The sequence below is a fragment of the Comamonas sp. CMM03 genome (assembly GCF_019218715.1).
Taxonomy (GTDB): domain Bacteria; phylum Pseudomonadota; class Gammaproteobacteria; order Burkholderiales; family Burkholderiaceae_C; genus Comamonas; species Comamonas terrigena.
Map to the genome: position 1 here is coordinate 32,383 of NZ_JAHUXB010000003.1, position 24,827 is coordinate 57,209.

Genomic DNA, 24,827 nt, shown 5'->3' on the forward strand with positions numbered 1-24,827 from the left:
CGCGCGCGCCCGATAATCCATGGTTGCCCTGGCGGCACTGCCCTTGTTTGTTGTGTGGCAGACCGCCCCCTCGAAAGTCGCCCCTCCATGAAACTGCTTGCCTTTGATACCAGCACGGACCAGCTGTCCATCGCCATCCAGCATGGCGAGCGCATCTGGCAGCACCAGGGTGCGGGTGGCGCACAGTCGTCGTCCACGCTGATTCCCGCCGTCCAGCAAGGCATGCAGGCCCTGGGCCTGCGCTATGACGAGCTGGACGCCATTGCCTTCGGCCGCGGTCCTGGCTCGTTCACCGGCCTGCGCACCTCCTGCGCCATCGCCCAGGGCCTGGCCCTGGGGGCCGGGCTGCGGCTGCTGCCCATCGACACCCTGCTGGCCATGGCCGAAGAGGCACGCCTGCAGCACGGCTGCACCGACCTGCTGGCCGTGCTGGACGCGCGCATGCACGAGGTCTACCACGCCGGCTACCACTACGCCGACGGCCGCTGGAGCGAAACCCGGGAACTGGGCCTGTGCGCGCCCGAGGCGCTGTCCGTGCCTGCGGGCCTGCCGGTGGTGGGCAATGCCCACGCCGCCTACCCCGAACAGCTGGCACCCGGCGCCCCCCATCTGCACGCCCTGCCCACGGCCGCCGCCCTGCTGCGCCTGGCCCCCCAGTGCATGGCCGACGGCGGGCTGGTGGATGCCATCGATGCGCTGCCGCGCTATATCCGCGATAAAGTGGCCAAAACCACGGCCGAACGCGAAGCCGAAAAGCTGGCCGCCGCCCAGCCCTCCGCGCCTGCTGCATGAGCTCCACGCTGTCTCCCGCACCGCTGCTGATCCCGCTCCAGCCTGAATGGCTGGACCGCGTCGTGGCCGTGGAGGCAGCGGCCTACACCCACCCCTGGACGCCGGGCAACTTCCGCGACGCACTGGCCTCGGGCTACCAGGCCCAGATGCTGGTACAGGGCGATCGGCTGCTGGGCTATTACGTGGCCATGCAGGTGCTCGACGAGGTGCATCTGCTGAACATCGCCGTCGCCCCCGACGCCCAGGGCCAGGGCTGCGCCCGGCTGCTGCTGGAGACACTGGACCACTGGTCCCGCCTGCAAAGCGCCAAATGGCTCTGGCTGGAGGTGCGCGCCAGCAACGCCCGCGCCCGCGCCATCTACGAACGCCATGGCTACCGCCAGGTGGGCGAGCGCAAGCGTTACTATCCCGTGCACCACGGCGAGCGCGAGACCGCCATCATCATGAGCATGCCCCTCTATGGCCCTGAACCTTGACGCCCGCCAGCGCGCCATGTTGCAAGACATGGGCATCACCTTCTGGGGCCCCAGTGCGCCGCCGGCCGCCGTGCCTGCGGTCGCAGCAGCAGCCCCAGCCGAAGCCTCTGCCCTCCCGGCTGCCGTAGCGACGCCAGCGGCCCCTGCGGCGGAGGCAGCTCCGCAGCCGCCCACCGCAGTCATCGCAACGGCAACGGCCACTGCGCCCGATCCGCAGCCCGAGCGCGCCGCACCGATCCCGCCCGCGATGGATGCGGCCCCCACTGCACCGCAGGCGGCATCAGCCGACGCAGCACCCGCCCATGCCACGCCGGTCTACCGCGCCCCGTCTGCGGCCAGTGCACCCTGGTTCATGGCCCGGCTGGTGCATGCCTATGCCGAATCGGCCGCCCCCGATGCGCCCGACGCCGGCTGGCTGGTGCTGGTCGAATGTGCCGATCCAGCCGACCCCTGGGCCGGCGATGCCGGCGCACTGCTGAACAACATGCTGCGCGCACTGCGCCTGCAGCAGCACCCCCAGGTGCGCATTGCGCCCCTGACGCGCCAGGCGCCGGGCAGCGCCGCCGGCCACCCCGGGCTGGAGCCGCTGGCCCCGGCGCTGCAGGCAGCACTTGCCACCCACCGCCCGGCGCGCGTACTGGTGCTGGGCCTGCATGCGGCCCGCGCCGTGCTGCAGCGCAGCGAAGCCCTGGGCCCGCTGCGTGCCGAACTGCACCAGCTGCACGGCGTACCCGCCGTGGTCAGCTACGACCCCGCCTACCTGCTGCGCGCCCCGCACGCCAAACCCGGGGCCTGGGCCGACCTGTGCCGCGCCCACGCGCTGCAACCGCCCGCGCACTGAAAACTGCCCATCCGGCGATGTCCGTCGCACTGCACAAAAGCGGTGCCAGAGGCATAATCGCCGGCTTGTCACATTGAGGAGATATCTCCGTGGAAACCTACCCGAGTTGGTAGCTTCCGCCTCCCTGGCCAGTGCCGTGGAGCCGGAAGCGCACCCCGCACCGCACACTGCAAGAACAAGCCATGGGAGTGAGCCATCATGCTCAACATCTTTACGCTGTCCAATGGACGGCTGGTTCAAGTCGAAATCGAATCGCTGGAAGAACTCACGCAGTTCCAGCCGATCTGGGTGGACCTGGAGTCGCCCACGGTCGATGAAAAGCGCTGGGTCAAGCAGCACTACGGCCTGTCAATCCCCGAAGACGCAACCGACGAAGACATCGAAGAATCCGCCCGCTTCTACGAAGAAGACAACGGCGAACTGCACATCCGCAGCGACTTTCTGGTGGACGACGAGGATGACCCACGCAGCGTGCGCGTGGCCTTCATCCTGAACCAGCACAACACCGAGCTCAACAGCTGCGGCGTGCTGTTCTCCATCCATGAGGAAGACATCCCCGTCTTCCGCCTGCTGCGCCTGCGCGCGCGCCGCGCGCCGGGGCTGATCGAAGAGGCCAAGGAAGTGCTGCTCAAGCTCTTCGATGCCGATGCCGAATACTCCGCCGACACGCTGGAAGGCATTTACGACGACCTCAAGCAGGTCAGCGCCCAGGTGCTGGAAGGCAATATGACCGACGACCACGCCCAGGGCGTGCTGTCCGACATTGCCCGCCAGGAAGACCTGAACGGCCGCATCCGCCGCAACATGCTGGACACGCGCCGTGCGGTGAGCTTCATGATGCGCTCCAAGATGCTCAATGCCGAGCAGTTCGAAGACGCGCGCCAGATCCTGCGCGACATTGAATCGCTGGACAGCCACACCGCCTTCCTGTTCGACAAGATCAACTTCCTGATGGACGCCACGGTCGGTTTCCTGAACATCAACCAGAACAAGATCATCAAGATCTTCTCGGTGGCCAGCGTGGCCCTGCTGCCTCCCACGCTGATTGCCAGCGTGTACGGCATGAACTTCAAGTTCATGCCCGAGCTGGAGTGGGAGTTCGGCTATGGCTATGTGGTGGGGCTGATGATCCTCAGCGCCGTCGGGCCCATGCTGTACTTCCGCAAGCGCGGCTGGCTCAAGTAAAGCGCCCCTGGCACCACCTGTGGCGCCCTGCCCCTCCCTCATGGGAGGGCACGCCCAGCGTGCGGCGCGGCACGGCGTGTGATCCGCGCACCCGCACCGGGATTCGCGGTGCCAGCACCGCTCCCGCGGCGCACGGCGCATCACCCCAGCTGCACCCAGTGCTGCACGATCTGCAGCGCGTAGCGGCTGGCCACGGCCTGCACAAAGGCGGGGAAGTCCACATGGGCGCTGTCGTCCGCACGGTCGGAGATCGTGCGGACGGCGGCAAACGGCACGCCATAGTCGGCGCAGACCTGGGCAATGGCCGCACCTTCCATCTCCACCGCCAGGGGGACATGGCCGGCGGCCTGCAGATCGGCCGTGATCTGGCCGGAGACCGCAGCCGAGACGATGAACTGGTCACCGCTGGCCACCAGCCCCGCATGGGCGCGCGGCACGTTGCCGGCCAGCAAGGGCTCGTTCCATGCCGCTGCCTGCGCCACACAGGCCTGTGCGGCCGCCAGCAAACCGGCGCTCAGCACCGCATCACAGGCCAGCGTGGGGGCCGCATAGCCGGGCACCTGCCAGCGGGGGAACAGCGGGCGCACGTCCATGTCGTGCTGCAGAAACTGCTGGGCCACCACCACATCGCCCACCTGCACGCCCGCCCCCACCCCACCGGCCACGCCGGTGAACAGCAGCTGCTGGGCGCCAAAGCCTTCCATCACGGCCGTGGCCGTGGTGGCTGCGGCCACCTTGCCGATGCCGGTCAGCCCCAGCACCACGCTGCGGCCGTGCAACCGGCCCAGGGTGAAATCCCGTCCGGCGCGGCGCACGGTCCGGGCATCCGTCAGCAGGTGCTGCAGACCATATTGTTCTTCGGGCAGGGCGCTGAGGATGGCAAGGGACATGGCAGTTCTTCACAGGTCAAGTCGGCGGCGCCTGCGCAGCAGGGGCGCAGGCGCCGCCGGAGTTTCGGGCGCGGCGCACCGGCAGAACCCCGGCGCGGCACAGCCCGCCATTCTCGCCCAGCGGGGGCGCGGCTGCCGGGCGGCTGGTTTCAGATCGCCAGTGGTGCCACGGCGTTGCGCAAAGCCCGCAGCACGCTGAACACCGTCAGCGCCGAGGTCTTGGGATTGGCCGCCAGCGGCTGGCCCGCCAGTTCCAGCGAAAGCCGCCCGAACGCCCCCTGGGCGGCAATCTGGTGCCGGTTCTCGCTGCACTGCGGATCGGCCACCAGCCGGACCTCGGTGGCGTCCAGCCCCAAGCCGGCCAGGGCCACGGTGGCGGCCACATTGGCATTGCGCGGGTACTGCTGCGCGGCCTCGCGCGCGCTGCCCTGGAAAAAACAGAACGGTGCCGTCAGCGCCGCCAGATCGCACACCGTCTCGGCCGGCGTGCCCTTCCAGGCCGCTGCCGGTTTGGTGCCGGTGTAGGTCACCTGCGCCAGCCCCCCTTCGCGGGCCGCGGCCAGTGCGTCGATGGCACCGATGGACCCAGGCAGCAGCTGCACACGTGTACCCCCCTGCCGGGCTGCATCGGCCAGTTCCTCCACCAGACCGGGTGCCGCCAGCGCGCCGACCGACACCACCAGACAGGGAATGCCGCGCCGCAGCGCGGGCAGCACATGGGTGGCAATGGCGCTGTGGCCGGCACACTCCACCAGCAGATCGGGCCGGGCATCCTCCGGCAGCGCCTGCAGCAGCTGTGCGCCGGGCACATGCTGCGCCAGCCAGGCCGCTACGTCAGGACGTGGCTGGCGGGCCAGCACCCAGTCCACCCGCAGGCCCTGCAAGCCGGACAGCTGCGGCAGGCGCTGCAGCACTTCACTGCCGATGGCGCCGCAGCCCACCAGGGCAATGCGCATGAAAGACGGAGGGGGAGGCTGCCGGGGTGCAGCAGCAAGGGGTGTGGAGGTCTGCATGGCGCTCAAGCGTACGCGATGGGACAGCACCTGACCGCCAGCGCCATGAAAAAAGGGAGCGCGAACGCTCCCCGGGTGGTGTGACCGCCCGCGTGGTGCGGGCAGATGGCCGTCAGGCCGCGACGGCAGCCGCCGGCGTGCTGTCGCGCAGCTCGCGGCGCAGGATCTTGCCCACCGGGGTCTTGGGCAGCTCGGTGCGGAACTCGATCACCTTGGGGCGCTTGTAGCCGGTCAGGTTCTCCTTGCAGAACTCGCGCAGCCGGGCCTCGGTCAGGCTGTCGTCCTTGCGCACCACCACCAGCTTCACGGCTTCGCCGGAGCTGGCATCGGGCACGCCCACCACCGCGCACTCCAGCACGCCGGGGCAGGTGGCCACCACATCTTCCACCTCGTTGGGATAGACGTTGAAGCCGCTGACCAGCACCATGTCCTTTTTGCGGTCCACGATCTTGAAGTAGCCGCGTGCGTCCATCACACCGATGTCACCGGTCAGGAAATAGCCATCGGCCGTGGTGACCTTGGCGGTTTCATCCGGGCGCTGCCAGTAGCCGGCCATGACCTGCGGGCCCTTGACGGCGATCTCGCCGGTCTTGCCCAGCTCGGTGACGGTCTGGCCGCCTTCGTCCACCAGCTTCACATAGGTGCTGGGCTTGGGCACGCCGATGCTGCCGGTGAACTCCTTGGCCGTGACCGGGTTGCAGCTGACCACGGGGCTGGTTTCCGACAGGCCATAGCCCTCGACGATGGGGCAGCCGGTCTTTTCCAGCCACAGCTTGGCCACGGCGCCCTGCACGGCCATGCCGCCACCCACCGAGACCTTCAGGTGGCTCCAGTCCACGCTGTTGAAGTCCGGGTGGTGGGCCAGCCCGTTGAACAAGGTGTTCACCGCCGGGAAGTTGTGGAAGACCTCGCCCTGCAGGTCCTTGAACACCGCTTTCAGATCGCGCGGATTGGCGATCAGGATGTTGCGCCCGCCGGTGTGCATGGCCAGCATCATGTTCACCGTGAACGCGAAGATATGGTAGAGCGGCAGCGCGCAGATGCTGGTGACCTGCTCGCCCGTCTTGCGGATGTCCTGCAGCACCGGGTTGAACCAGGCTTCGCACTGCAGCGTATTGGCGATGATGTTGCGATGCAGCAGCACCGCACCCTTGCTGACGCCGGTGGTGCCGCCGGTGTACTGCAGCACGGCAATGTCCTCGGACCCCACCGCCACCGGCACAAAGCGGCGGCTGCGGCCCTGGGCCACGGCGGTCTTGTAGCCCACGGCGCCGGGCAGCTGGAACGGGGGCACCAGCTTCTTGACCTTGCGCACCACATAGTTGACCAGCAAGCCCTTGAGGCCCAGCTCATCGCCCATGCTGCACAGCACCACATGTTGCACCGGCGTCTGGGCGATGCACTGCTGCAGCGTGTGGGCGAAGTTTTCGATGATGACGATGGCCTTGGCGCCGGAGTCCTTGAGCTGGTGCTCCAGCTCGCGGGCGGTGTAGAGCGGGTTGACGTTCACCACCACATAGCCAGCGCGCAAAATGGCGGCCACGGCCACCGGGTACTGCGGCACATTGGGCATCATGATGGCCACGCGGTCGCCCTTTTCCAGGCCCAGCGACTGCAGGTAGGCGGCAAACGCCTGGCTTTGCCGGTCCACATGGCCGAACGGAATGTTCTTGCCCATATAGGTGTAGGCCGTGCGATCGGCATAGGCCTTGAAGGCCTGTTCCATCAGCGCCACCAGCGAGGTGTAGCGCGAAGGGTCGATATCTGTTGGCACGCCTTCGGGATAGGCTGCCAGCCATGGACGCTCTGTCGTCATGCCCGGGGTCTCCACTCTGTATTGTTCTAACGCGATCCCCCATTCTGATAAAAAGCACGGCCGTTCGGTACTTGTGGTTACCCTAGGGTGCAACCCTAGGCGCTGCACGCCGTCGCCGGCAGCTCCCGCTGCAGGCACAAAAAAACCCGCAGGCTTGCGCACTGCGGGTGGGTGGGTGCCGGACTTGCCGCGCTACAGCCTGTAGCGCCGGCAGCCATCACCAGGGCCGGTTTACTTGACCAGCTGGGCCAGATCGCCTGCGGCGTACTTCTTGGCCATCTGTTCCAGGCTGTAGCCCTTGATCTTGGCGCCTTGGCCTTCGCAGCCGAACTCGATGTAACGGGCCTTGCAGACCTGCTTGGCGGCTTCGCGGGCCGGCTTGAGCCATTCGCGGGCATCGAACTTGTCGGGGTTCTCGGCCAGGAACTTGCGCACCGCGCCGGTCATGGCCAGACGGATGTCGGTGTCGATGTTGATCTTGCGCACGCCGTACTTGATGGCTTCCTGGATTTCCTCGACGGGCACGCCGTAGGTTTCCTTCATCTTGCCGCCGTACTGGTTGATGATGGCCAGCAGTTCCTGGGGCACCGACGACGAGCCGTGCATCACCAGATGGGTGTTGGGGATGCGGGCGTGGATTTCCTTGACGCGGCTGATGGCCAGGATGTCGCCTGTGGGCTTGCGGCTGAACTTGTAGGCGCCGTGGCTGGTGCCGATGGCGATCGCCAGCGCATCCAGCTGGGTGGCCTTCACGAACACGGCTGCTTCCTCGGGGTCGGTCAGCATCTGGCTGTGGTCCAGCTTGCCGACGGCGCCGATGCCGTCTTCCTCACCGGCGTCGCCGGTTTCCAGGTTGCCCAGGCAGCCCAGCTCGCCTTCCACGGTGGCGCCGATCTGGTGGGCCATGGCCACCACCTTCTGGGTCACGTCAACGTTGTAGTCGAAGGACGAGGGTGTCTTGCCGTCGCTCATCAGCGAGCCGTCCATCATCACCGAGCCGAAGCCCAGGTTCAGCGCGCCATGGCAGATTTCGGGGGTGGTGCCGTGGTCCTGGTGCATCACCAGGGGAATGTGGGGGTACTGCTCGGCAGCGGCCTGGATCAGGTGCTTGATGAAGGGCTCACCGGCGTACTTGCGGGCGCCAGCGCTGGCTTGCAGGATCACGGGCGCGCCGACTTCGTCAGCCGCCGACATCACGGCCTGGACCTGTTCCAGGTTGTTCACGTTGAAGGCGGGGATGCCATAGCCGTTTTCAGCGGCATGGTCGAGCATTTCGCGCATCGAGATCAAAGGCATGGTCGTGGTTCCGTTAAAAGTGGATCAAGGGCACGGTGGCCGCAAGGAAACGTGGCCGTAACCACGTGGTAACCGGCCGATTTTAACGATTTGCCCGCACAGTGGCACCGGCAGGGGAAAGGCCGCGCGGGGTCTCCCTGTCGGACGGTGCCGCCTCCAGACCCGGAGCGCGGCCCGCAGCCGGACCGCCCGGCGCCTGCGCCCCGACTCACTCCACCTGGCAGATCTTCAGCATATTGCTGCCGCCGGGCTGGCCCATGGGCTCGCCGCAGGTGATGGCGTAGACATCCCCGCTTTGCACGATGTTGCGCATGCGCAAATGGTTTTCCGCCTGCTCCAGTGCGGTGTCCCGGTCGGCGCTGGTATCCATCAGCAGCGGGCGCACATTGCGGAACAGCGCCATCTTGCGCTGCGTGGCCACCTTGGGGGTGAGGGCGTAGATGGGAATGTGGATGCGGTGGCGGCTCATCCACAGCGCGGTGGAGCCGCTTTCCGTCATCGCCACGATGGCCTTGGCGCCCAGGTGGTGGGCGGTGAACAACGCGCCGATGGCGATCGCCTGGTCGATGCGGCGGAACTGGCGGTCCATGAAGTCCGAATCCTTGCGCGGCTCCTCGGCGGCCTCGGCGGCGGCACAGATCTCGGCCATGGCCCGCACGGTCTCCAGCGGATACTTGCCGGCAGCGGTCTCGGCGCTGAGCATCACCGCATCGGTGCCGTCCAGCACGGCGTTGGCCACATCGCTGACCTCGGCGCGCGTGGGCACCGGGTTGGTGATCATGCTCTCCATCATCTGGGTTGCCGTGATCACCACCTTGTCCATCTCGCGCGCCATGCGAATCATTTTCTTCTGCAGCGCCGGCACGGCGGCATTGCCCACTTCCACGGCCAGATCGCCACGCGCCACCATGATGCCGTCGGACACGCGCAGGATGGCCTCCAGCTGGGGAATGGCTTCGGCGCGCTCGATCTTGGCGATCAGCCCGGGGCGGTGGCCGCTGCCTGCCGCCGCCACGCTGCACAGCTGGCGCGCCATTTCCATGTCGGTGGCGTTCTTGGGAAAGCTCACCGCCACATAGTCCGCGCCCAGGCCCATGGCGGTCTTGATGTCCTCCATGTCCTTGGCCGTCAGCGCAGGGGCCGTCAGCCCGCCGCCCTGCTTGTTGATGCCCTTGTTGTTGGACAGCTCGCCACCGATGGTGACCGTGGTGTAGACCGCATCGCCCAGCACGCGGTCCACGGTCAGCACGATCAGCCCGTCGTTGAGCAGCAGCACATCGCCCGACTTCACATCGCGCGGCAGCTCCTTGTAGTCCAGGCCCACGCCGCCGAGATCGCCGGGCTCGGTGCGCGCCGCGTCCAGCACAAAGGGCTGGCCGGCTTCCAGCATCACCTTGCCGGCCGCAAACTTGCCCACGCGGATCTTGGGGCCCTGCAGGTCGGCCATGATGGCCACTTCCCGGCCCACACGCTGGGCGGCAGCGCGCACCATGGTGGCGCGGTCGATGTGGTCCTGGGCCGAGCCGTGGCTGAAGTTCAGGCGCACCACATTGACGCCGGTGGCAATCATCTGGGCCAGCAGTTCCGGCTCACTGGAAGCGGGGCCCAGGGTGGCAACAATCTTGGTGGCGCGGCGCACCTGCAGGTGGGTGTAGGAGACGGGGATGCTCATGGATTCCAGCTATCAAAGAGAAAGGGCCTGGGCCCGGGGGATCAGGTCAGACCATGGGACAGTGCCAGTGCCAGGGTATGGGCCACTATGGCCGCTCCCAGCCCGTGGCGCCAGTAGATGTAACCCGCCAGCAGGCCGAAGACGGTGTGGTTCAGCAGCACATAGGCCAGCAGCTCCGGGGAGAGCCCGCCCATCAGCGCCATGGCCGCCGGCAGATTGGACGCGGCACCCAGCAGGGCCGCCAGCGCGATCACCATCCACACCAGCCCGCTGCGGGGCGCACCGCCGCGCGGCTGCAGCATGCGCCACAGCCCGAACAGCATCACGCTCATCATGCCCCAGCGCACCAGCAGCTCTTCGGCCACGCCGCTGTACAGCAGCTTGATCCACAGCGGCAAGGCCTGCACCGGGTCGCCCGGCGCCAGCGCATCCGGGGTGAGCTGGGCCAGCGTGACCATCCAGGCCGCCCCCATCACGCCGCCGGCCACGCCGGGCAACCACATCTGCTGCAGCGCCGTCACCGGCCGGCCGCGCCGCTGCACCAGGGATCCCAGCATGGGCGCGCCCAGACCGACCCGCGGGGACAGCCAGGCACCAAAGAACACGGCCGCCGCCAGCAGCAGCAGGCTCTGCACGCTGCCCATCACCGGCAGGGCCCAGCCCGGCAGGTGGCCGCTGGGCAGGCGCTGGCCCACCTGCCAGGCCATGCCGACCACACCGGGCAGGCCCAGCAGCCACAGCAGCAGGCTCAGCCGCAGCGGCTGGCGCAGTTCCTCGGCGGGCAGGGACACAGGGGCGTCGTCGTCGGAGGCGGGGTCCATCATGGCGACTGGCAGGGCAGGCGGGTGGGAGGAGGGAACACGGAACGGTCTCAGGCGCGCATCAGCGCTTCGATGTCATCGGGCTCGACCGGCACGCCGCGCGTCAGCAGCTCGCAGTCACCGTCGGTGACCACGGCATCGTCTTCGATCCGGATGCCGATGTGGTGGAACTGCTCTGGCACGCCGGGCGCCGGGCGCACATAGATACCGGGCTCGATGGTGGTCACCATGCCGGGGTGCAGGATGCGGCTGGGGCGGTTGGTGATGGTCTCGCCCGACAGCGGATCCTTGCGTTGGCTGGACTGCCCCAGCTCGCTGGCCTCCACATAGCTGCCGCAGTCGTGCACATCCATGCCCAGCCAGTGGCCGGTGCGGTGCATGTAGAACTGGAAATAAGCGCGCGCATCGATCACATCCTGGGCCGTACCGTAGGTGGACTTGTCCAGCAGCCCCAGATCCAGCATGCCCTGGGCCAGCACGGCCACGGTGGCATCGTGCGGATCGTTGAAGCGCCGGCCGGCACGGGTCACGGCAATGGCGGCTTTCTGGCTTTCCAGCACCAGCTCGTACAGCGCGCGCTGGGGACCGGTGAAGCGGCCATCGGCCGGGAAGGTGCGGGTGATGTCGCTGGCATAGCTGTCCAGCTCGCAACCGGCATCGATCAGCACCAGCTCGCCGGCACGCACCGGCGTATTGCCGGCGCGGTAGTGCAGCACACAGGCATTGGCACCTGCCGCGACGATGGAGTCGTACGCCACGCCCTGGGCGCCGCTCTGGCGGAATTCGTGCAGCAGCTCGGCATCCAGGTGGTATTCGCGGCAGTCCTCGCCGGCACGCAGCATGCGGGCCGAACGCTGCATGGCACGCACATGGGCGCCAGCGCTGATCACGCCGGCGCGGCGCATCACGTCCAGCTCATAGGCATCCTTGACCAGGCGCATGTCATCCAGCAACGCACAGACATCGCCCTGCGCCGTGGGGCACAGCGCACCATAGCGGGAGCGGGCGCGCACGGCGGTGAGCCAGCCTTCCACCTGGGCGGCCAGGCCCTCGTGCGTGGCAAACGGGTACCAGACGCGCTCCTGGTTCTCCAGCAGGCGCGGCAGGCGGCTGCCCAGCTCCGTGACGGGATAGGCGGCATCCACTCCCAGGCTGGCCACGGCGGCTTCCGGGCCCAGGCGGTAGCCGTCCCAGATCTCGCGCTCCAGGTCCTTGGGCTGGCAGAACAGCGTGCTGCTGCCGTCGGCCGCCAGCACCAGCGTGGCCTGGGGTTCGGTGAAGCCGGTCAGGTAGTAGAAATAGCTGTCGTGCCGATAGAGGTAGCTGTTGTCGCGGTTGCGCCCCCGCTCCGGCGCAGTGGGAATGATGGCAATGCCACCGGCGCCCAGTTGGGCAGCCAGGCGCGCGCGGCGTTGGGCGTAAACAGAGGTCATGGCAGCTATCGTAGCGCTGCCGCGACCCGCTGCACGCCAGATGGCCGCCCGGAGGCCGCCAGGGGCCGAAATTTGTGGCGCCGCCCCCACCCGCCACCCGCACAACGGATGCCCGCCGGGATCAGCAGGTGCCGGAAGCGGCCCTCGAAAGCCCGCCGGGGCTCACGCCAGCAGCATGCTCACCCCGGCCACCAGCAGCAGGCTGCAGACCATCCATTGCAGCACCCGGGTGGACAGCGGTGGCGGGTATTTGGCCAGCAGCCAGGTGACGCCGGCGACCACCGGCACGGCCACGGCCGCCGTGAACAGCGACGACCAGCGCAATCCGCCCGAAGGAATGACGATGCCCAGACGCAGCACGGTGTTGGCCAGGAACATTACCAGCAGGCACTGGCGCACCAGGGCCGCCGGCAGCGGCTGGCGGTACAGGTGGTAGACCATGGGCGGCCCGGAGGTGGAAAACAGCCCGCCCAGCAGGCCGGACAGACCGCCCGCCACCCACATGGAGCCCGGCCCTGACAGCGTGGCGCGCTGGCTTTTCTGCAACAGCAGCACGATGGCGCAGGCAATGATGGTCACACCCAGCAGCATGCGCAGCACATTCACCAGATCGCCGCTGAGCCAGTGCAGCAGCGCCAGCCCGCCCACCACGCCGATCAGGCTGCTGGCCAGAATCGGTTTGAGCATGTCCCAGCGCGGCTGGAACGGGTGGCTGCGCAGGTACACCACGCCGTTGACCAGGGACAGCAGCCCTGCGACGTTGGCCGCATCGGCAATCGGCATCAGGTGCAGGGCACCGGCCATGCCGACAAAAATCAGCCCGAAGGCGAAACCGGTGAGGTTCTGGCAGGCCGACGCCACGACCACCACCGCTATCAACCACCCGTAGGTGCTCCAATCCACATCCATATGCCTGTCCGTTGGCGGCGCTTGCCCCGGCCACCCATGGGGAATTCAACAAAAACAGCAGCTGCCTGCGATACCAGGCCGGCACATTGCACCACTTTTATTACGCCAACGTTTGCGGCGTCAGCGACAGGAGCTCTGCCTTTCAGGCTGCTGCATTCAGCTGGGCCAGCCGCTCGGGCGTGCCCACATCCACCCAGAGGCCGCGGTAGACGCTGGCCCCCACGCGCCCGGCATCCATGGCACGGCGCAGCAGCGGCGCCAGCGGCGCGGCCCCACCCTGTGGGTTGCCTGCGGGAAGGTCGCACCAGGGCGCGCCAAACAGTTCGGCCTTGAGCAATGCGATGGTGCTGTAGGTATAGCGCGGCAAGGCCGCCAGCGCAGCGCTGGCCTGCGTTTTCGGCACGTTCACGGCGCGGCCCGTGCCGCTGCCCGGCGCACTTTCCGCCAGACCGAAGTCGCCTTGCGGGTTGTGCGCCGGATTGGGCACCAGCCAGAGATGGGCCAGATCGTTGCTGACAGCAAACGCGTCGTGTGCCGCAGCATCGAACACGAAATCCGGCGCAAACACATCGCCCGCCGCCAGCCAGAACACGGGCGGCAGTTGCGGCAGGGCGCGGGCAATGCCGCCGGCCGTTTCCAGCGCATGGCCGAAATCCGCGCCTTCGTGCGAATAGCGCAGGCCACCGGCCGCCGCCAGCGCGGGCCAGGCCGCGTTCAGGTGCACGGGAATCTGCGTTCCCAGCCAGGCGGTGTTCACCACCATGTGGTCCACGCCGTCGCGCTGCAGCGCCGCCACATGCCAGTCCAGCAGCGCGCGGCCCCGCACGGCCAGCAGCGGCTTGGGAGTGGTGTCGGTCAGCGGGCGCATGCGCTCGCCACGGCCTGCGGCCAGCAGCATCGCAGCGCGGGAGTGGGGTTCTGCCGGTAAAGAGCTCATGTCCTGTCCTGTCTTGCGCGGTGTCAGGCCTGCACCGCAGCCGCTACTGTAGGGCTTGTGGCGCTCACATTTCCATGCCGAAGCGTGATTTCCGACTGCGCAGCCCCCGCGCTGCACAGGGGGCTCTGTAACCCGTATGAAACTCGCCGCAGCCACATCGGTAAAATCCCGCCCATCTCTTTGCACACTCACCCCTCGGAGCTGCCCTCCATGGCAAACACCCAAATGATGGCCAACGCAATCCGCGCGCTGGCTATGGACGCTGTTCAACAAGCTAATTCCGGCCACCCCGGAGCCCCCATGGGCATGGCCGACATGGCCGTGGCGCTGTGGAGCCGCCACCTCCAGCACAACCCTGTGAACCCGCACTGGGCCAACCGCGACCGGTTCATCCTGTCCAACGGCCACGGCTCCATGCTGATCTACGCCCTGCTGCACCTGACCGGCTACGAGCTGCCTCTGCAGGAGCTGAAGAACTTCCGCCAGCTGCACAGCAAGACCGCCGGCCACCCCGAAGTGGGCGTGACACCGGGCGTGGAAACCACTACCGGCCCGCTGGGCCAGGGCATCACCAATGCCGTGGGCTTTGCCCTGGCTGAAAAGCTGCTGGCCGCCGAATTCAACCAGGACAAGCACACGATCGTGGACCACCACACCTTCGTGTTCCTGGGCGATGGCTGCCTGATGGAAGGCATCTCGCATGAAGCCGCCTCCCTGGCCGGCGCCTGGAAACTGAACAAGCTGATCGCGCTGTACGACGACAACGGCATCTCCATCGACGGCAAGGTCACGCCCTGGTTCATCGACAACACGCCCGAGCGTTTCGAGGCCTACGGCTGGAACGTGATCCGCGCCGTGGACGGCCACAATGTGGACGCCGTGGACGCCGCCATTGCCGAAGCCAAGAAGAGCGCCACCAAGCCCACGCTGATCTGCTGCAAGACCAGCATCGGCAAGGGTTCGCCCAACCGCCAGGACACCGCCAAGGCCCACGGCGAGCCGCTGGGTGCCGAAGAAATCGCGCTGACCCGCGCCGCACTGGGCTGGACCTACGGCCCCTTCGAAATCCCCGCCGATGTCTATACCGACTGGGACGCCAAGGACCAGGGTGCCAAGGCCGAAGCTGCCTGGGACAAGAAGTTCGCCGCCTACGCCAAGGACTACCCCGAGCTGGCAGCTGCCTTCACCCGCCGCATGGCCGGCAACCTGCCCGACAACTTCGTCGAAGTGGCCGCGCAGATCGCCTCCGACGCGCATGACGCCGGCGCCACCGTGGCCAGCCGCAAGGCCAGCCAGCTGGCCCTGGAAGGCCTGACCGCTGCGCTGCCCGAACTGCTGGGCGGCTCCGCCGACCTGACCGGCTCCAACCTGACCAACACCAAGTCCACCCCCGCTTTCCGAGTGGACGACAACGGTGCCGTGGTCAAGACCGAAGAAGGCAAGATCGGCCGCCACATCAACTACGGTGTGCGCGAGTTCGGCATGGCCGCCATCCTGAACGGTGTGGCGCTGCATGGTGGTTACATCCCCTACGCAGGCACCTTCCTGACCTTCTCCGACTACAGCCGCAACGCCATCCGCATGGCCGCGCTGATGAAGCAGCGCGTGATCCACGTGTTCACCCACGACTCCATCGGTCTGGGCGAAGACGGCCCCACCCACCAGTCCATCGAACATGCGGCCAGCCTGCGTCTGATCCCCGGTCTGGATGTGTGGCGCCCCGCGGACACCACCGAAACCGCCATGGCCTGGGCCGTGGCCATCAGCCAGAAGAACCGGCCCACAGCCATGCTGCTGTCGCGCCAGAACCTGGCCTACGCTCCCAAGAGCGAAGACGCGCTGGACAACATCGCATGCGGCGGCTACGTGCTCTCCGAGCCCAAGGACGTGGGCCTGAAGGGCAAGAAGGCCCAGGCCGTGATCATCGCCACCGGCTCCGAAGTGCAGCTGGCCCTCGCGGCCCAGAAGCAGCTGGCCGAGAAGAAGATTGCCGTGCGCGTGGTCTCCATGCCCAGCACCACCACCTTCGACCGCCAGGACATGGCCTACAAGCAGTCCGTGCTGCCCGCCGGCCTGCCCCGCATCGCGGTGGAAATGGGCGTGACCGACTTCTGGTGGAAGTACGGCTGCGCTGCCGTGGTCGGTATCGACAGCTATGGCGAATCGGCTCCCGCACCGGTGCTGTTCAAGCACTTCGGCTTCACCGCCGAGAACGTGGCCGACACCGTGCGCGAGGCTTTGCGCCGCAACAAGTAATCACGATCAAGACGCCCACCCTGGCTTGGCTTTGGTGGGCGTTTTGCCTAGAGTGATCCGGTTTTTGTTTTCACCATCCCTAGAGACGAGGCAACCATGACCATCAAGGTAGGTATCAACGGTTTTGGCCGCATTGGCCGCAACGTGCTGCGCTCCGCAGTGCAGAACTTCAGCGACATCGAAATCGTTGGCATCAACGACCTGCTCGAGCCCGACTACCTGGCTTACATGCTGAAGTACGACAGCGTGCATGGCCGCTTTGACGGTGAAGTCTCCGTCGAAGGCAACACCCTGGTCGTCAACGGCAAGAAGATCCGCCTGACCCAGGAACGCGATCCCGCCAACCTGAAGTGGAACGAAGTCGGCGCCGACGTGGTGATCGAATCCACCGGCCTGTTCCTGACCAAGGAAACCGCCCAGAAGCACATCGACGCGGGCGCAAAGAAGGTGATCCTGTCCGCTCCTTCCAAGGACGACACCCCCATGTTCGTGTTCGGCGTGAACCACGCCACCTACAAGGGCGAAGCCATCATCTCCAACGCCTCGTGCACCACCAACTGCCTGGCCCCCGTGGCCAAGGTGCTGAACGACAAGTGGGGCATCAAGCGCGGCCTGATGACCACCGTGCACGCTGCCACCGCCACGCAAAAGACCGTGGACGGCCCTTCCAACAAGGACTGGCGCGGCGGCCGTGGCATTCTGGAAAACATCATTCCCTCCAGCACCGGCGCTGCCAAGGCGGTGGGCGTGGTGATTCCCGAGCTGAACAAGAAGCTGACCGGCATGTCCTTCCGCGTGCCCACTTCCGACGTGTCCGTGGTCGACCTGACCGTGGAACTGAACACCGAAGCTTCCTACGAAGAAATCTGCGCCGAAATGAAGGCCCAGTCCCAAGGCGCGCTGAAGGGCGTGCTGGGCTACACCGAAGACAAGGTGGTGGCCACCGACTTCCGCGGTGAGACCTGCACCTCCGTGTTCGACGCCGAAGCCGGCATCGCCCTGGACAAGACCTTCGTCAAGGTCGTTTCCTGGTACGACAACGAGTGGGGCTACTCCAACAAGTGCCTGGAAATGGTGCGCGTGGTGGCCAAGTAAGCCCTGCGGCTTCACTGCCCGGATCGCTGTTCAGGCCTTTGGGTGCTGCAGCGATCCGCCACAAAAAAAGCCAGCCCGGCAACGCGGCTGGCTTTTTTGCATCCTGTGGATGGCGGATGCGGCTTTCGAGGGCGGCTTATTCGATGCGACCACCTGCTGCCTTGACGATCTGGCCGGCCGCCACCCAGTCGTCCTTCAACAGCTGCTGGAACGCCGGCACCGGCAAGGTACCGGCTTCCACGCCCACGCGAGCCAGGCGTTCCTGCACCACCGGCTCGGCCAGCACCTTGCGCACCGCGGCATTGATGCGCTCCACCTCGGCAGCGGGCGTGCCGGCCGGTGCCAGCAGACCCAGCCAGGAATCGAAGGCATAGCCGGGTACGCCGGCTTCGGCCACCGTGGGCACATCGGGCAGGAAGCGCGAGCGCTGCTGGCCCGAATACGCCAGCAGCTTGATGCGCGGATCATGCTGGAAGGCCAGCATGCCGATGGTGGCGCCCGTGACCAGCTGTACGCGGCCCGCCAGCAGCTCGGTGGTGGCGTCACCGGTGGACTTCATCGGGATATGCTGCAACTGCACACCGCTTTGCGCCGCCAGCAGGGCACTGGCCAGGTGGGACGCGCTGCCATTGCCCGCCGAGGCGTAGTTGAACTGGCCCGGCTGGGCCTTGGCGCGCTGCAGCAATGCAGCCAGCGAGCTGATGCCGCTGCTGGCGGGAACACCCACCACATAGCCGGTGCGGCCCAGGAAGGAGACGCCGACAAAGTCCTTCTGCGCGTCATACGGCAGCTTGGCGTACAGGTGGCTGGCCAGGTTGTGGCTGGCAGCCGCCAGCACCAGGGTATTGCCATCCGGCGCGGCCTTGGCCACCTGGGATGTGCCCACGCTGCCGCCCGCGCCCGCGCGGTTTTCCACCACCACGGTAGCGCCCAGGGCCTGGCCCAGTTCGTTGCTGAAGGTGCGGGCCACGGTGTCTTGCGTGGCACCGGCACCGAACGGCACCACGATGCGGATCAGGCGCTCGGCCTGTGCGGCGGACGCAAAGGAAACGGCCACGGCAGCAGCCAGCAGGGAACGGCGGGCGAGGGGGGAGAAGATCATCGCGACAGTCATGCAGGGGGAAGAAAAAAAGCACCCACCTGCGCAGCACGACAGCGGCAAGGCGCCTGTGTATCGCAGGGAGTGCGAGCCCCCGATTCTGGCCAGCCCCCCCCCCGAAACCCAACCAATCATTTGCCATGTGCAAACTACCAAATCAACCGAAGGCCCGGGGGCTGTCCAGGCTTGGACTGCCACCACCAGGGTTGCACGACAGTTGCCACGCCCGGGGGCCGCATGATGGACGCCATGACTGCACCCTCTTCCCTGCACGCGCCGATTGGCTTTGACGATTTTCTGCAAGTGGAACTGCGCGTAGGCCGCATCGTGGCGGCCGAAGTATTCCCCCAGGCGCGCAAGCCCGCCTACCTCCTCCAGGTGGACTTTGGCCCGGCCCTGGGTCTGCGCAAGTCCAGCGCCCAGATCACCCAGCTCTACCAGCCCGAGGACCTGGTGGGCCGGCAGGTGGTGGCGGTGCTGAACTTTCCCAAAAAGCAGATCGGTCCCATCCAGTCCGAATGCCTGGTGACCGGCTTTCACAATGCAGACGGCCATGTGGCGCTGTGTGTACCGGACCGGGAGGTGCCACTCGGCACCAAGCTGCTCTGACGGGGGCCGGAGGCGCCAGCTTCAGGCGTGCTCGCGGACTCCGGCGCTGTCCGTGGGCGGCACCATCGCTGGCGCCAGAAAATCCAGAAACGCCGTGATGCGTGCCGCCAGCACGGTGTTGCGGTAGTACACGGCGTGGATGGCCTGGCGCTGCAGCACGGTGGCCTGCGGCAGCACCTGCACCAGCGTCCCCTGGGCGCGGTCGCGCACGGTCATGAAGTCGGCCAGACAGACCACGCCCTGACCGGCCAGCGCCAGCTGGCGCATGGTCTCCCCGCTGGAGGCCGTGAGCTGGGGCGCCGCATCCCAGCGTTCGCCACCATCGCTGGTGCGCAGCGGCCACTGGTTCAAGCCCGGCACCTGGCTGTTGCCTATGCGCTGGTGCTGGGCCAGATCGGCCACGCTGCGGATGCGCGCATGCCCTTCCAGATAGGCCGGGCTGGCCAGCACCCGCAGCGGGCTGTGGCACAGCAGGCGCGCGTGCAGCGTGGAGTCACGCAGCGCACCAATGCGGATGGCAATGTCGGTGCGCTTTTCCAGCAGGTCGATGTGCAGGTCATCGGTGTTCAGCTCCAGCGTGATCAGCGGGTAGCGCGCACGAAACGCCGCCACCAGCGGCACCACCACATGCAGCATGAAAGGCGAAGCGGCGTTGACACGCAGCGGCCCCGCCGGGGCCTGGCGCCGCACGGCCAGGTCCTCCTCGGCGGCATCCAGGGCCTCCAGCACGGCACGGGCCTGGGCCAGAAAGCGCGCGCCTTCCTCGGTCAGCTCCAGCTTGCGCGTGGTGCGGCGCAGCAAGGTGGTGGCCAGTTTCTTCTCCAGCCGTGACAGGCTGCGGCTGATGCCGGACGTGGTCTGGTCCAGTTGCAGGGCCGCTGCCGTGATGCTGCCGGTGTCGACCACCGTCCGAAAGGCAAGCAGTTCTTCCAAAGTGGATTGCATGGGCCCGAGCTTGGCGCAATTGTTGATTTTCAGTCAATTATTTTCTGTGGATTCAGGGCTTTTTCTGCAGGTATGGCTGCGCCACACTGGCGCCATGCTTCGTGATGGCCTCGCAACGCCTTGCCACCGCGGTGTTCCCCGGTGCGGGCGGCAGCACCTGCCATTGCCTTCTCCCCTGGCGGTGTCCGGCCACCGGCACCGCCCCTGTTTTGAAAGCCTTCCCATGACCGATACCCTGGCACACCCCGCTGCCGCTGCCCTTTCCGTGGTCCCCCCGCTGGGCCTGGGCACTTTCCGCCTGAAGGGCGATGTGGTGCAACAGTCCGTGCGCACCGCCCTGGAGCTGGGCTACCGCGCCATCGACACCGCGCAGATTTACGAGAACGAGGCCGATGTGGGCAGCGCCATCGCCGCCAGCGGCGTGCCGCGCCAGGACCTGTTCCTGACCACCAAGATCTGGGTCGCCCACCTGGGGGCCGATGCCCTGATCCCCAGCCTGCAGCAAAGCCTGGAGCACCTGCGCACCGACCATGTGGACCTGACGCTGATCCACTGGCCCTCGCGCGACGTGCCGCTGCAGGAGAGCCTGCGGGCCCTGCAGCGTGCCAGGGAACTGGGCCTGACGCGCCACATCGGTGTCTCCAACTTCAACACCGCGCTGCTGCAGCAGGCCATCGACACCGTGGGTGCCGACCAGATTGCCACCCACCAGATCGAGCTCAGCCCCTATCTGCAAAACCGCGCTGTCGTGGACTTCGCGCGCCAGCACGGCATCCACACCACGTCCTACATGACCCTGGGCTACGGCAAGCTGCTGGGCGAGCCGGTGCTGGCCGAGATCGCTACCGCCCACGGCGCCAGCCACGCCCAGGTGGCACTGGCCTGGGCCATGCAGCACGGGATCGCCGTGATCCCCTCGTCCACCCAGCGCGCCCACCTGCAGAGCAACTTGGCCAGCCGCACGCTGCGCCTGAGCGCGGATGACATGGCCCGCATCGATGCGCTGGAGCGCGGCGACCGCCAGGTCAGCCCCGAAGGCCTGGCACCGGTGTGGGACTGAGACCGGCCTCCTGCGGTCCGCACGCCACAGCGCACAGGCCACAAAAAAAGCTCCTGTCGGAGCTTTTTTTTGACGGCAAGGCCGTCCCTGTGAGACGACCTGAGGCCCCATGGGGCCCGTACTTCAGGCCGTGATCTGGATGGCGCCCAGATCGACGTATTCCAGAAACTCTTCGCGCGACAAGGTCACGGTGACGGGCTGGCCCTCGCTGGTCCAGGACACCACCATGCTGGCGATGGCCAAGTCCACCACGACGTCCTGGCCCCGGGGAATCGGCTCCAGCGGGCCGTCTCCCACACGGTGCTGGACCAGGCCCGCAATCCGGGCAGAGAAGCGTGCTGGCAGGCCATCGGTGTCGCTGTCGTCGGCTGGGTCGGGAATGGGGGGATGGGTGCTCATGCGCAAGTTCCTTTCCTTGTGATGGGCCGTGCAATCCGGCCGCGTGCTGTCATGCAGCAACGGGACACCTACTGTAGCTGCCGCCGGTCCCACCGTCTGTCAGCCAAGGCGCTGTATCCGGCCCAGGCCCGTCGGCCCAGCCTCGACCCTCTGCCACAGGGCCCGGCCGGTCACCCACCGCAGCGGCGGGCACAAAAAAAGGCCGCCTGTCCGGCGGCCTGTGCGCACAGGAGAGGAGCCCTGCACGGGCTCCGGGCCTGTGGCCCTCCAACCCTAGCCCACGGCGGGGTCTTCCACACCGCGCACGCTCTCGCGACCGTTCTTGTCCTTGAGCTTGCCCAGATCGGTGTCCACCGCACGCAGCAGCTTGTCCACGGCCACGACAAAGGCTTCATGCACCTTTTCGGCCTCGGCATTCACCGCAATCGGGGGTCGGCCATTGGCACGGGTTTCCAGCACGCAGCGCTTGCCGGGGCCACCGGTGCTTTTGAGGGCATCGACGCCGGTGAGGTAGACCTCCACGCGCTGCACGTAATCCTTGAGTCGTGCCAGACGGGTGTTGATTTCTTCCTGGGCCCACTGCGCGAGCGAATCGCCGCCCTGGATGGAGTCGTCGGCATGAACTTGAACTTGCATCAGCTTCCTCCTTGTTGCCTTGCTGCCGCGCATGGCCTGCGCAGCGGTGAAACGGCTTCACCCGCCACGGCCCGCTCGGGTCGACCTGGTGGTACTTGCCCGGCTTCGGCCTGCCATGCACGGTTTCATGATGCCCCAGTTCGGCCTGCGGCGCAGCCTTTCGTCGCCACGAGAAGGACGCCTGTTGATGTCCGTCAAGTCCTACTTCGTGGCCCGGCAGCCACAGCTGATAGCACACCAGTGCGCATGCAGGCTGCCTCAAACACTTCCAAATTCATAGCAAACGACACAAAGTAGCCCGAAGTTGCAGGCGTCGCCAGATGTACATGCCGTTCTGCCGTACGACTGCGCCTACATGTAAAACCCGGATCGACTGCGCACAAAGGGGCGCATGCGCACTAGCATGGATGCTCATGACCGCGCCCGCCTCCCGCCGCCTGAAGATTGGCCTCTCGGCCTGCTTCTCCCATGCCGACCCTTACCGGCCGCTGTTCACCGGCAAGACACTGCAGTATGTCGAGCAGTCGATCGCCCACTGGATCATGTCCAGCGGTGCCATGGTGGTCATGGTGCCTTGCCCCACCGGCGAAACCGCGCGCGGCGACGTGACGCTGGCGCATTACGCCGAATGGCTGGATGGCGTGGTGATGCACGGCGGTGCCGACGTGTGGCCCGGCAGCTATGGCGAGGAACCGCTGCAGCCCGAATGGCTGGGCGACCGGGTGCGTGACCTGTACGACATGGCGGTGGTGGAGGCCTTCAGCCAGGCCGGCAAGCCCATCTTCGGGGTCTGCCGCGGCCTGCAGCTGATCAATGTGGCCTTTGGCGGCACGCTCTACCAGGACATCGAAACCCAGGTGCCCGGCGCACAGCAGCACCGCAACCCCATCACCTACGACAAGCACCAGCACGACATCGCCATCGTGCCCGGCAGCCGCCTGGACCGGCTCTACCCCAACCAGCCGCGCGCACGGGTCAACAGCATCCACCACCAGGGCATCAAGAACGTGGCGCCGGGCTTTGACATCGAGGCCTGGAGCATTCCGGACCGCATTCCCGAAGCCATCCACCGCCGCATCGGTGGCAAAAGCTATATCGCGGCCACGCAGTGGCATCCCGAGTTCCGCGACCCCGAAGGCCGCACCCTGGACGACCGCGTCATTCTGGAAGATTTTCTGGCCGCCTGCGAACGCGCCCAGGTGCGTCCGGCACTGAGCCACAGCCCGTTCCAGATCCGCGACCGCGCGGCCCGCATGCTGCGGCGCGCCCTGCTGCGCAAGCGCTGAGCACCGGCGCCGCCGGTGCACCAGAAACGACACAGCCGCCCGCAGGCGGCTGTGTGCAAGGGGTTGGCAAAGGGCTGCCCGCCGGAGTCTCAGCGCACCAGCACCGCCCGCTCCGCCACCCGCACCGCACGGCGTGCGCGGCGCTTGCGTTCCCAGATGACGATGCCGGTGACCGAGAGCATCACCACCATCAGCCCCATGAGCGACATCAGGATGCGCCCCGGCATGCCCAGGATGCGCCCGGAATGCAGCGGCAACTGCAGTTGCACGAACACATCGGCCGCCGTGCCGTGCCATGGGCGGTGCATGCCCAGCACCGTGCCGTCTTCCGCACTGACGTAGATATTGGACATCTCCATGCCCATGGCCCCCATTTCGTCCGTGGGATCAAAGAACGAGACGTTGTAGAACGGGAAGTCCCCGCCGTACCAGATGCCGCCGGGACTGTGGGCAAAGCCCAGGCGCTGGCCCTCGGCACGCGCAATGTCGATGGCCTGGGCGAACGAGATCTTGGGCTGGATGAAGCTGCCGTAGGGCGCAGGCTTGATCGTCTCGTACGGACCGGGCGTCGTCGTGGAGATCTGGCGCATCACCGGGTAGAACACCTCGCGGTACAGGTTCAGCGAGAACGAGGTGAAGGCCACCACGATGATGATGCCCCACACCCACAGGCCGCCGGCACGGTGCAGGTCGAAGTTGAGCTTGTAGCCTCCGGCACGCCAGCGCACCACCCAGGACGGCTGCCAGCGCCCCCACCAGGAACGCGCCGGTGCCGCCGTGCACTGGGTCGAACCACGGGCCGCCAGGCGCCGCGGCAGCGTCAGGTACAGGGCCACAAAGCTGTCGATCAGCCACATCAGCGCCACGCCCCCCATCAGCCAGAAGCCCCAGCGGTCGCTGCCCCAGAAGGCCGGCATGTGCAGGCTTTCGTGCAGGTGGCGCAGCCAGGGCATCAGGTTGCGGGTGCTCAGCGCAATGCTCTTGGAATCACGGTGGCCGGTGACCTGCGCGGTCACCGGGTCCACGAACACATTGTTGTAGCCCAGCACATAGGGACGGCCGGTGGCCGGGTCCTGGCGCGGGCGCACCAGGAAGGAGGCGGCATGCCCCTCCTCCAGTCCCAGGGTCATATAGGCCACTTCGGCACGCGGATCGCTGGCCTCGACGGCGGCGGCCAGCGCCACCGGGTCCTGCAGCGCGCCGCGGCCCGGCGTGTGCATGATGTCGGCGTTGAGCCACTCATCGAGTTCGTGGTCCCAGGAGATCACCGCCCCTGTGGCGCCCGCCACCATCAGGAACAGGGCCACGGTCAGCCCGATCCAGCGGTGGACCACGGTCCAGAATTCACGCATGCAGTGTCA

The 24,827-nt window shown here is 67.1% G+C and carries 23 protein-coding genes; 9 read left to right on the plus strand and 14 right to left on the minus strand.

The features are described from left to right. Nucleotides 1-87: 87 nt before the first annotated feature. The 4 genes from tsaB to corA all read left to right on the plus strand — a co-directional run bounded on the left by tsaB (nucleotide 88) and on the right by corA (nucleotide 3,294). Entirely contained in the window at nucleotides 88-792 is a 705-nt protein-coding gene (tsaB, locus tag KW830_RS10955) for a tRNA (adenosine(37)-N6)-threonylcarbamoyltransferase complex dimerization subunit type 1 TsaB (protein ID WP_218333195.1), read from the plus strand. Beyond that, a complete protein-coding gene (gene rimI, locus KW830_RS10960; RefSeq protein WP_218333196.1) occupies nucleotides 789-1,268 on the plus strand; it encodes a ribosomal protein S18-alanine N-acetyltransferase in 480 nt (159 codons plus the stop codon). Before tsaB ends, rimI begins: the two co-directional genes overlap by 4 nt. After that, nucleotides 1,252-2,109, plus strand: a complete 858-nt coding sequence (locus KW830_RS10965) for a uracil-DNA glycosylase family protein (protein WP_218333197.1) — start codon at nucleotides 1,252-1,254, stop codon at nucleotides 2,107-2,109. Before rimI ends, KW830_RS10965 begins: the two co-directional genes overlap by 17 nt. A 198-nt stretch (nucleotides 2,110-2,307) precedes the next feature. After that, nucleotides 2,308-3,294 carry a magnesium/cobalt transporter CorA gene (gene corA / locus KW830_RS10970; protein ID WP_066537970.1) on the plus strand — a complete coding sequence of 329 codons (987 nt, stop codon included), beginning with the start codon at nucleotides 2,308-2,310 and terminating at the stop codon, nucleotides 3,292-3,294. Nucleotides 3,295-3,434: 140 nt separating this feature from the next. Here the strand turns inward: corA and KW830_RS10975 are convergent, their stop codons facing one another. From KW830_RS10975 to KW830_RS11015, 9 genes are all read right to left on the minus strand, one after another. Next, nucleotides 3,435-4,184 carry a 5'-methylthioadenosine/adenosylhomocysteine nucleosidase gene (locus KW830_RS10975; protein ID WP_218333198.1) on the minus strand — a complete coding sequence of 250 codons (750 nt, stop codon included), beginning with the start codon at nucleotides 4,182-4,184 and terminating at the stop codon, nucleotides 3,435-3,437. A gap of 149 nt (nucleotides 4,185-4,333) precedes the next feature. Continuing rightward, nucleotides 4,334-5,140, minus strand: coding sequence for an aspartate dehydrogenase (locus tag KW830_RS10980; RefSeq protein WP_218333199.1), 807 nt, complete (start codon nucleotides 5,138-5,140; stop codon nucleotides 4,334-4,336). 169 nt (nucleotides 5,141-5,309) lie between these two features. Next, a complete protein-coding gene (locus KW830_RS10985; protein ID WP_066538383.1) occupies nucleotides 5,310-7,013 on the minus strand; it encodes a long-chain-fatty-acid--CoA ligase in 1,704 nt (567 codons plus the stop codon). Between the two features lie 231 nt (nucleotides 7,014-7,244). Continuing rightward, entirely contained in the window at nucleotides 7,245-8,309 is a 1,065-nt protein-coding gene (fba, locus tag KW830_RS10990; RefSeq protein ID WP_218333200.1) for a class II fructose-bisphosphate aldolase, read from the minus strand. A gap of 208 nt (nucleotides 8,310-8,517) precedes the next feature. Continuing rightward, nucleotides 8,518-9,954 carry a pyruvate kinase gene (gene pyk / locus KW830_RS10995; RefSeq protein ID WP_218333465.1) on the minus strand — a complete coding sequence of 479 codons (1,437 nt, stop codon included), beginning with the start codon at nucleotides 9,952-9,954 and terminating at the stop codon, nucleotides 8,518-8,520. 68 nt (nucleotides 9,955-10,022) lie between these two features. Further along, complete coding sequence (locus tag KW830_RS11000) at nucleotides 10,023-10,805, minus strand: type II CAAX prenyl endopeptidase Rce1 family protein (RefSeq protein ID WP_218333201.1); 783 nt, start codon at nucleotides 10,803-10,805, stop codon at nucleotides 10,023-10,025. A gap of 47 nt (nucleotides 10,806-10,852) precedes the next feature. After that, a complete protein-coding gene (locus tag KW830_RS11005) occupies nucleotides 10,853-12,235 on the minus strand; it encodes an aminopeptidase P N-terminal domain-containing protein (RefSeq protein WP_218333202.1) in 1,383 nt (460 codons plus the stop codon). A 162-nt stretch (nucleotides 12,236-12,397) separates the two neighbouring features. Beyond that, nucleotides 12,398-13,144: a sulfite exporter TauE/SafE family protein gene (locus tag KW830_RS11010; RefSeq protein ID WP_066537994.1), complete on the minus strand. Its 747-nt coding sequence runs from the start codon at nucleotides 13,142-13,144 to the stop codon at nucleotides 12,398-12,400. A 142-nt stretch (nucleotides 13,145-13,286) separates the two neighbouring features. Beyond that, nucleotides 13,287-14,081, minus strand: coding sequence for a nucleotidyltransferase family protein (locus KW830_RS11015; protein WP_066537999.1), 795 nt, complete (start codon nucleotides 14,079-14,081; stop codon nucleotides 13,287-13,289). Between the two features lie 210 nt (nucleotides 14,082-14,291). On the opposite strand from KW830_RS11015, the gene tkt reads away from it, so the two are divergent. Next, nucleotides 14,292-16,337, plus strand: a complete 2,046-nt coding sequence (gene tkt / locus KW830_RS11020) for a transketolase (RefSeq protein WP_066538001.1) — start codon at nucleotides 14,292-14,294, stop codon at nucleotides 16,335-16,337. Nucleotides 16,338-16,433: 96 nt separating this feature from the next. Next, nucleotides 16,434-17,432 (plus strand): type I glyceraldehyde-3-phosphate dehydrogenase, encoded by a 999-nt coding sequence (gene gap / locus KW830_RS11025; RefSeq protein WP_066538004.1) that lies wholly within the window; start codon nucleotides 16,434-16,436, stop codon nucleotides 17,430-17,432. Nucleotides 17,433-17,568: 136 nt separating this feature from the next. On the opposite strand, the gene KW830_RS11030 is transcribed toward gap, so the two are convergent. Continuing rightward, entirely contained in the window at nucleotides 17,569-18,534 is a 966-nt protein-coding gene (locus KW830_RS11030) for a tripartite tricarboxylate transporter substrate-binding protein (RefSeq protein WP_255578314.1), read from the minus strand. A gap of 246 nt (nucleotides 18,535-18,780) precedes the next feature. Here KW830_RS11030 and KW830_RS11035 point away from each other — a divergent pair, with 246 nt between their 5' ends. Beyond that, on the plus strand, nucleotides 18,781-19,140 hold the full coding sequence (locus tag KW830_RS11035) for a tRNA-binding protein (RefSeq protein WP_066538386.1): 360 nt from the start codon (nucleotides 18,781-18,783) through the stop codon (nucleotides 19,138-19,140). Nucleotides 19,141-19,161: 21 nt separating this feature from the next. On the opposite strand, the gene KW830_RS11040 is transcribed toward KW830_RS11035, so the two are convergent. Continuing rightward, complete coding sequence (locus tag KW830_RS11040; protein WP_218333204.1) at nucleotides 19,162-20,085, minus strand: LysR family transcriptional regulator; 924 nt, start codon at nucleotides 20,083-20,085, stop codon at nucleotides 19,162-19,164. A 223-nt stretch (nucleotides 20,086-20,308) separates the two neighbouring features. Here KW830_RS11040 and dkgB point away from each other — a divergent pair, with 223 nt between their 5' ends. Beyond that, nucleotides 20,309-21,145, plus strand: a complete 837-nt coding sequence (gene dkgB / locus KW830_RS11045) for a 2,5-didehydrogluconate reductase DkgB (protein ID WP_218333205.1) — start codon at nucleotides 20,309-20,311, stop codon at nucleotides 21,143-21,145. A 123-nt stretch (nucleotides 21,146-21,268) separates the two neighbouring features. Here dkgB and KW830_RS11050 read toward each other — a convergent pair whose 3' ends face one another. Next, nucleotides 21,269-21,544: a hypothetical protein gene (locus KW830_RS11050; protein ID WP_218333206.1), complete on the minus strand. Its 276-nt coding sequence runs from the start codon at nucleotides 21,542-21,544 to the stop codon at nucleotides 21,269-21,271. A gap of 273 nt (nucleotides 21,545-21,817) precedes the next feature. Beyond that, nucleotides 21,818-22,180, minus strand: coding sequence for an HPF/RaiA family ribosome-associated protein (locus KW830_RS11055; protein ID WP_218333207.1), 363 nt, complete (start codon nucleotides 22,178-22,180; stop codon nucleotides 21,818-21,820). A gap of 413 nt (nucleotides 22,181-22,593) precedes the next feature. Between KW830_RS11055 and KW830_RS11060 the strand changes: the two genes are divergently transcribed. After that, nucleotides 22,594-23,466: a gamma-glutamyl-gamma-aminobutyrate hydrolase family protein gene (locus tag KW830_RS11060; protein WP_066538019.1), complete on the plus strand. Its 873-nt coding sequence runs from the start codon at nucleotides 22,594-22,596 to the stop codon at nucleotides 23,464-23,466. 89 nt (nucleotides 23,467-23,555) lie between these two features. On the opposite strand, the gene KW830_RS11065 is transcribed toward KW830_RS11060, so the two are convergent. Then, complete coding sequence (locus KW830_RS11065; protein ID WP_218333208.1) at nucleotides 23,556-24,818, minus strand: PepSY domain-containing protein; 1,263 nt, start codon at nucleotides 24,816-24,818, stop codon at nucleotides 23,556-23,558. Nucleotides 24,819-24,827 lie beyond the last annotated feature (9 nt).

Excerpts from the sequence above, each read along its gene's own strand:
- tsaB (WP_218333195.1), top strand. The coding sequence starts at position 88 with ATGAAACTGCTTGCCTTTGATACCAGCACGGACCAGCTGTCCATCGCC.
- rimI (WP_218333196.1), top strand. The coding sequence starts at position 789 with ATGAGCTCCACGCTGTCTCCCGCACCGCTGCTGATCCCGCTCCAGCCT.
- KW830_RS10965 (WP_218333197.1), top strand. The coding sequence starts at position 1,252 with ATGGCCCTGAACCTTGACGCCCGCCAGCGCGCCATGTTGCAAGACATG.
- corA (WP_066537970.1), top strand. The coding sequence starts at position 2,308 with ATGCTCAACATCTTTACGCTGTCCAATGGACGGCTGGTTCAAGTCGAA.
- KW830_RS10975 (WP_218333198.1), bottom strand. The coding sequence starts at position 4,184 with ATGTCCCTTGCCATCCTCAGCGCCCTGCCCGAAGAACAATATGGTCTG.
- KW830_RS10980 (WP_218333199.1), bottom strand. The coding sequence starts at position 5,140 with ATGCGCATTGCCCTGGTGGGCTGCGGCGCCATCGGCAGTGAAGTGCTG.
- KW830_RS10985 (WP_066538383.1), bottom strand. The coding sequence starts at position 7,013 with ATGACGACAGAGCGTCCATGGCTGGCAGCCTATCCCGAAGGCGTGCCA.
- fba (WP_218333200.1), bottom strand. The coding sequence starts at position 8,309 with ATGCCTTTGATCTCGATGCGCGAAATGCTCGACCATGCCGCTGAAAAC.
- KW830_RS11000 (WP_218333201.1), bottom strand. The coding sequence starts at position 10,805 with ATGATGGACCCCGCCTCCGACGACGACGCCCCTGTGTCCCTGCCCGCC.
- KW830_RS11005 (WP_218333202.1), bottom strand. The coding sequence starts at position 12,235 with ATGACCTCTGTTTACGCCCAACGCCGCGCGCGCCTGGCTGCCCAACTG.
- KW830_RS11010 (WP_066537994.1), bottom strand. The coding sequence starts at position 13,144 with ATGGATGTGGATTGGAGCACCTACGGGTGGTTGATAGCGGTGGTGGTC.
- KW830_RS11015 (WP_066537999.1), bottom strand. The coding sequence starts at position 14,081 with ATGAGCTCTTTACCGGCAGAACCCCACTCCCGCGCTGCGATGCTGCTG.
- tkt (WP_066538001.1), top strand. The coding sequence starts at position 14,292 with ATGGCAAACACCCAAATGATGGCCAACGCAATCCGCGCGCTGGCTATG.
- gap (WP_066538004.1), top strand. The coding sequence starts at position 16,434 with ATGACCATCAAGGTAGGTATCAACGGTTTTGGCCGCATTGGCCGCAAC.
- KW830_RS11030 (WP_255578314.1), bottom strand. The coding sequence starts at position 18,534 with ATGATCTTCTCCCCCCTCGCCCGCCGTTCCCTGCTGGCTGCTGCCGTG.
- KW830_RS11035 (WP_066538386.1), top strand. The coding sequence starts at position 18,781 with ATGACTGCACCCTCTTCCCTGCACGCGCCGATTGGCTTTGACGATTTT.
- KW830_RS11040 (WP_218333204.1), bottom strand. The coding sequence starts at position 20,085 with ATGCAATCCACTTTGGAAGAACTGCTTGCCTTTCGGACGGTGGTCGAC.
- dkgB (WP_218333205.1), top strand. The coding sequence starts at position 20,309 with ATGACCGATACCCTGGCACACCCCGCTGCCGCTGCCCTTTCCGTGGTC.
- KW830_RS11050 (WP_218333206.1), bottom strand. The coding sequence starts at position 21,544 with ATGAGCACCCATCCCCCCATTCCCGACCCAGCCGACGACAGCGACACC.
- KW830_RS11055 (WP_218333207.1), bottom strand. The coding sequence starts at position 22,180 with ATGCAAGTTCAAGTTCATGCCGACGACTCCATCCAGGGCGGCGATTCG.
- KW830_RS11060 (WP_066538019.1), top strand. The coding sequence starts at position 22,594 with ATGACCGCGCCCGCCTCCCGCCGCCTGAAGATTGGCCTCTCGGCCTGC.
- KW830_RS11065 (WP_218333208.1), bottom strand. The coding sequence starts at position 24,818 with ATGCGTGAATTCTGGACCGTGGTCCACCGCTGGATCGGGCTGACCGTG.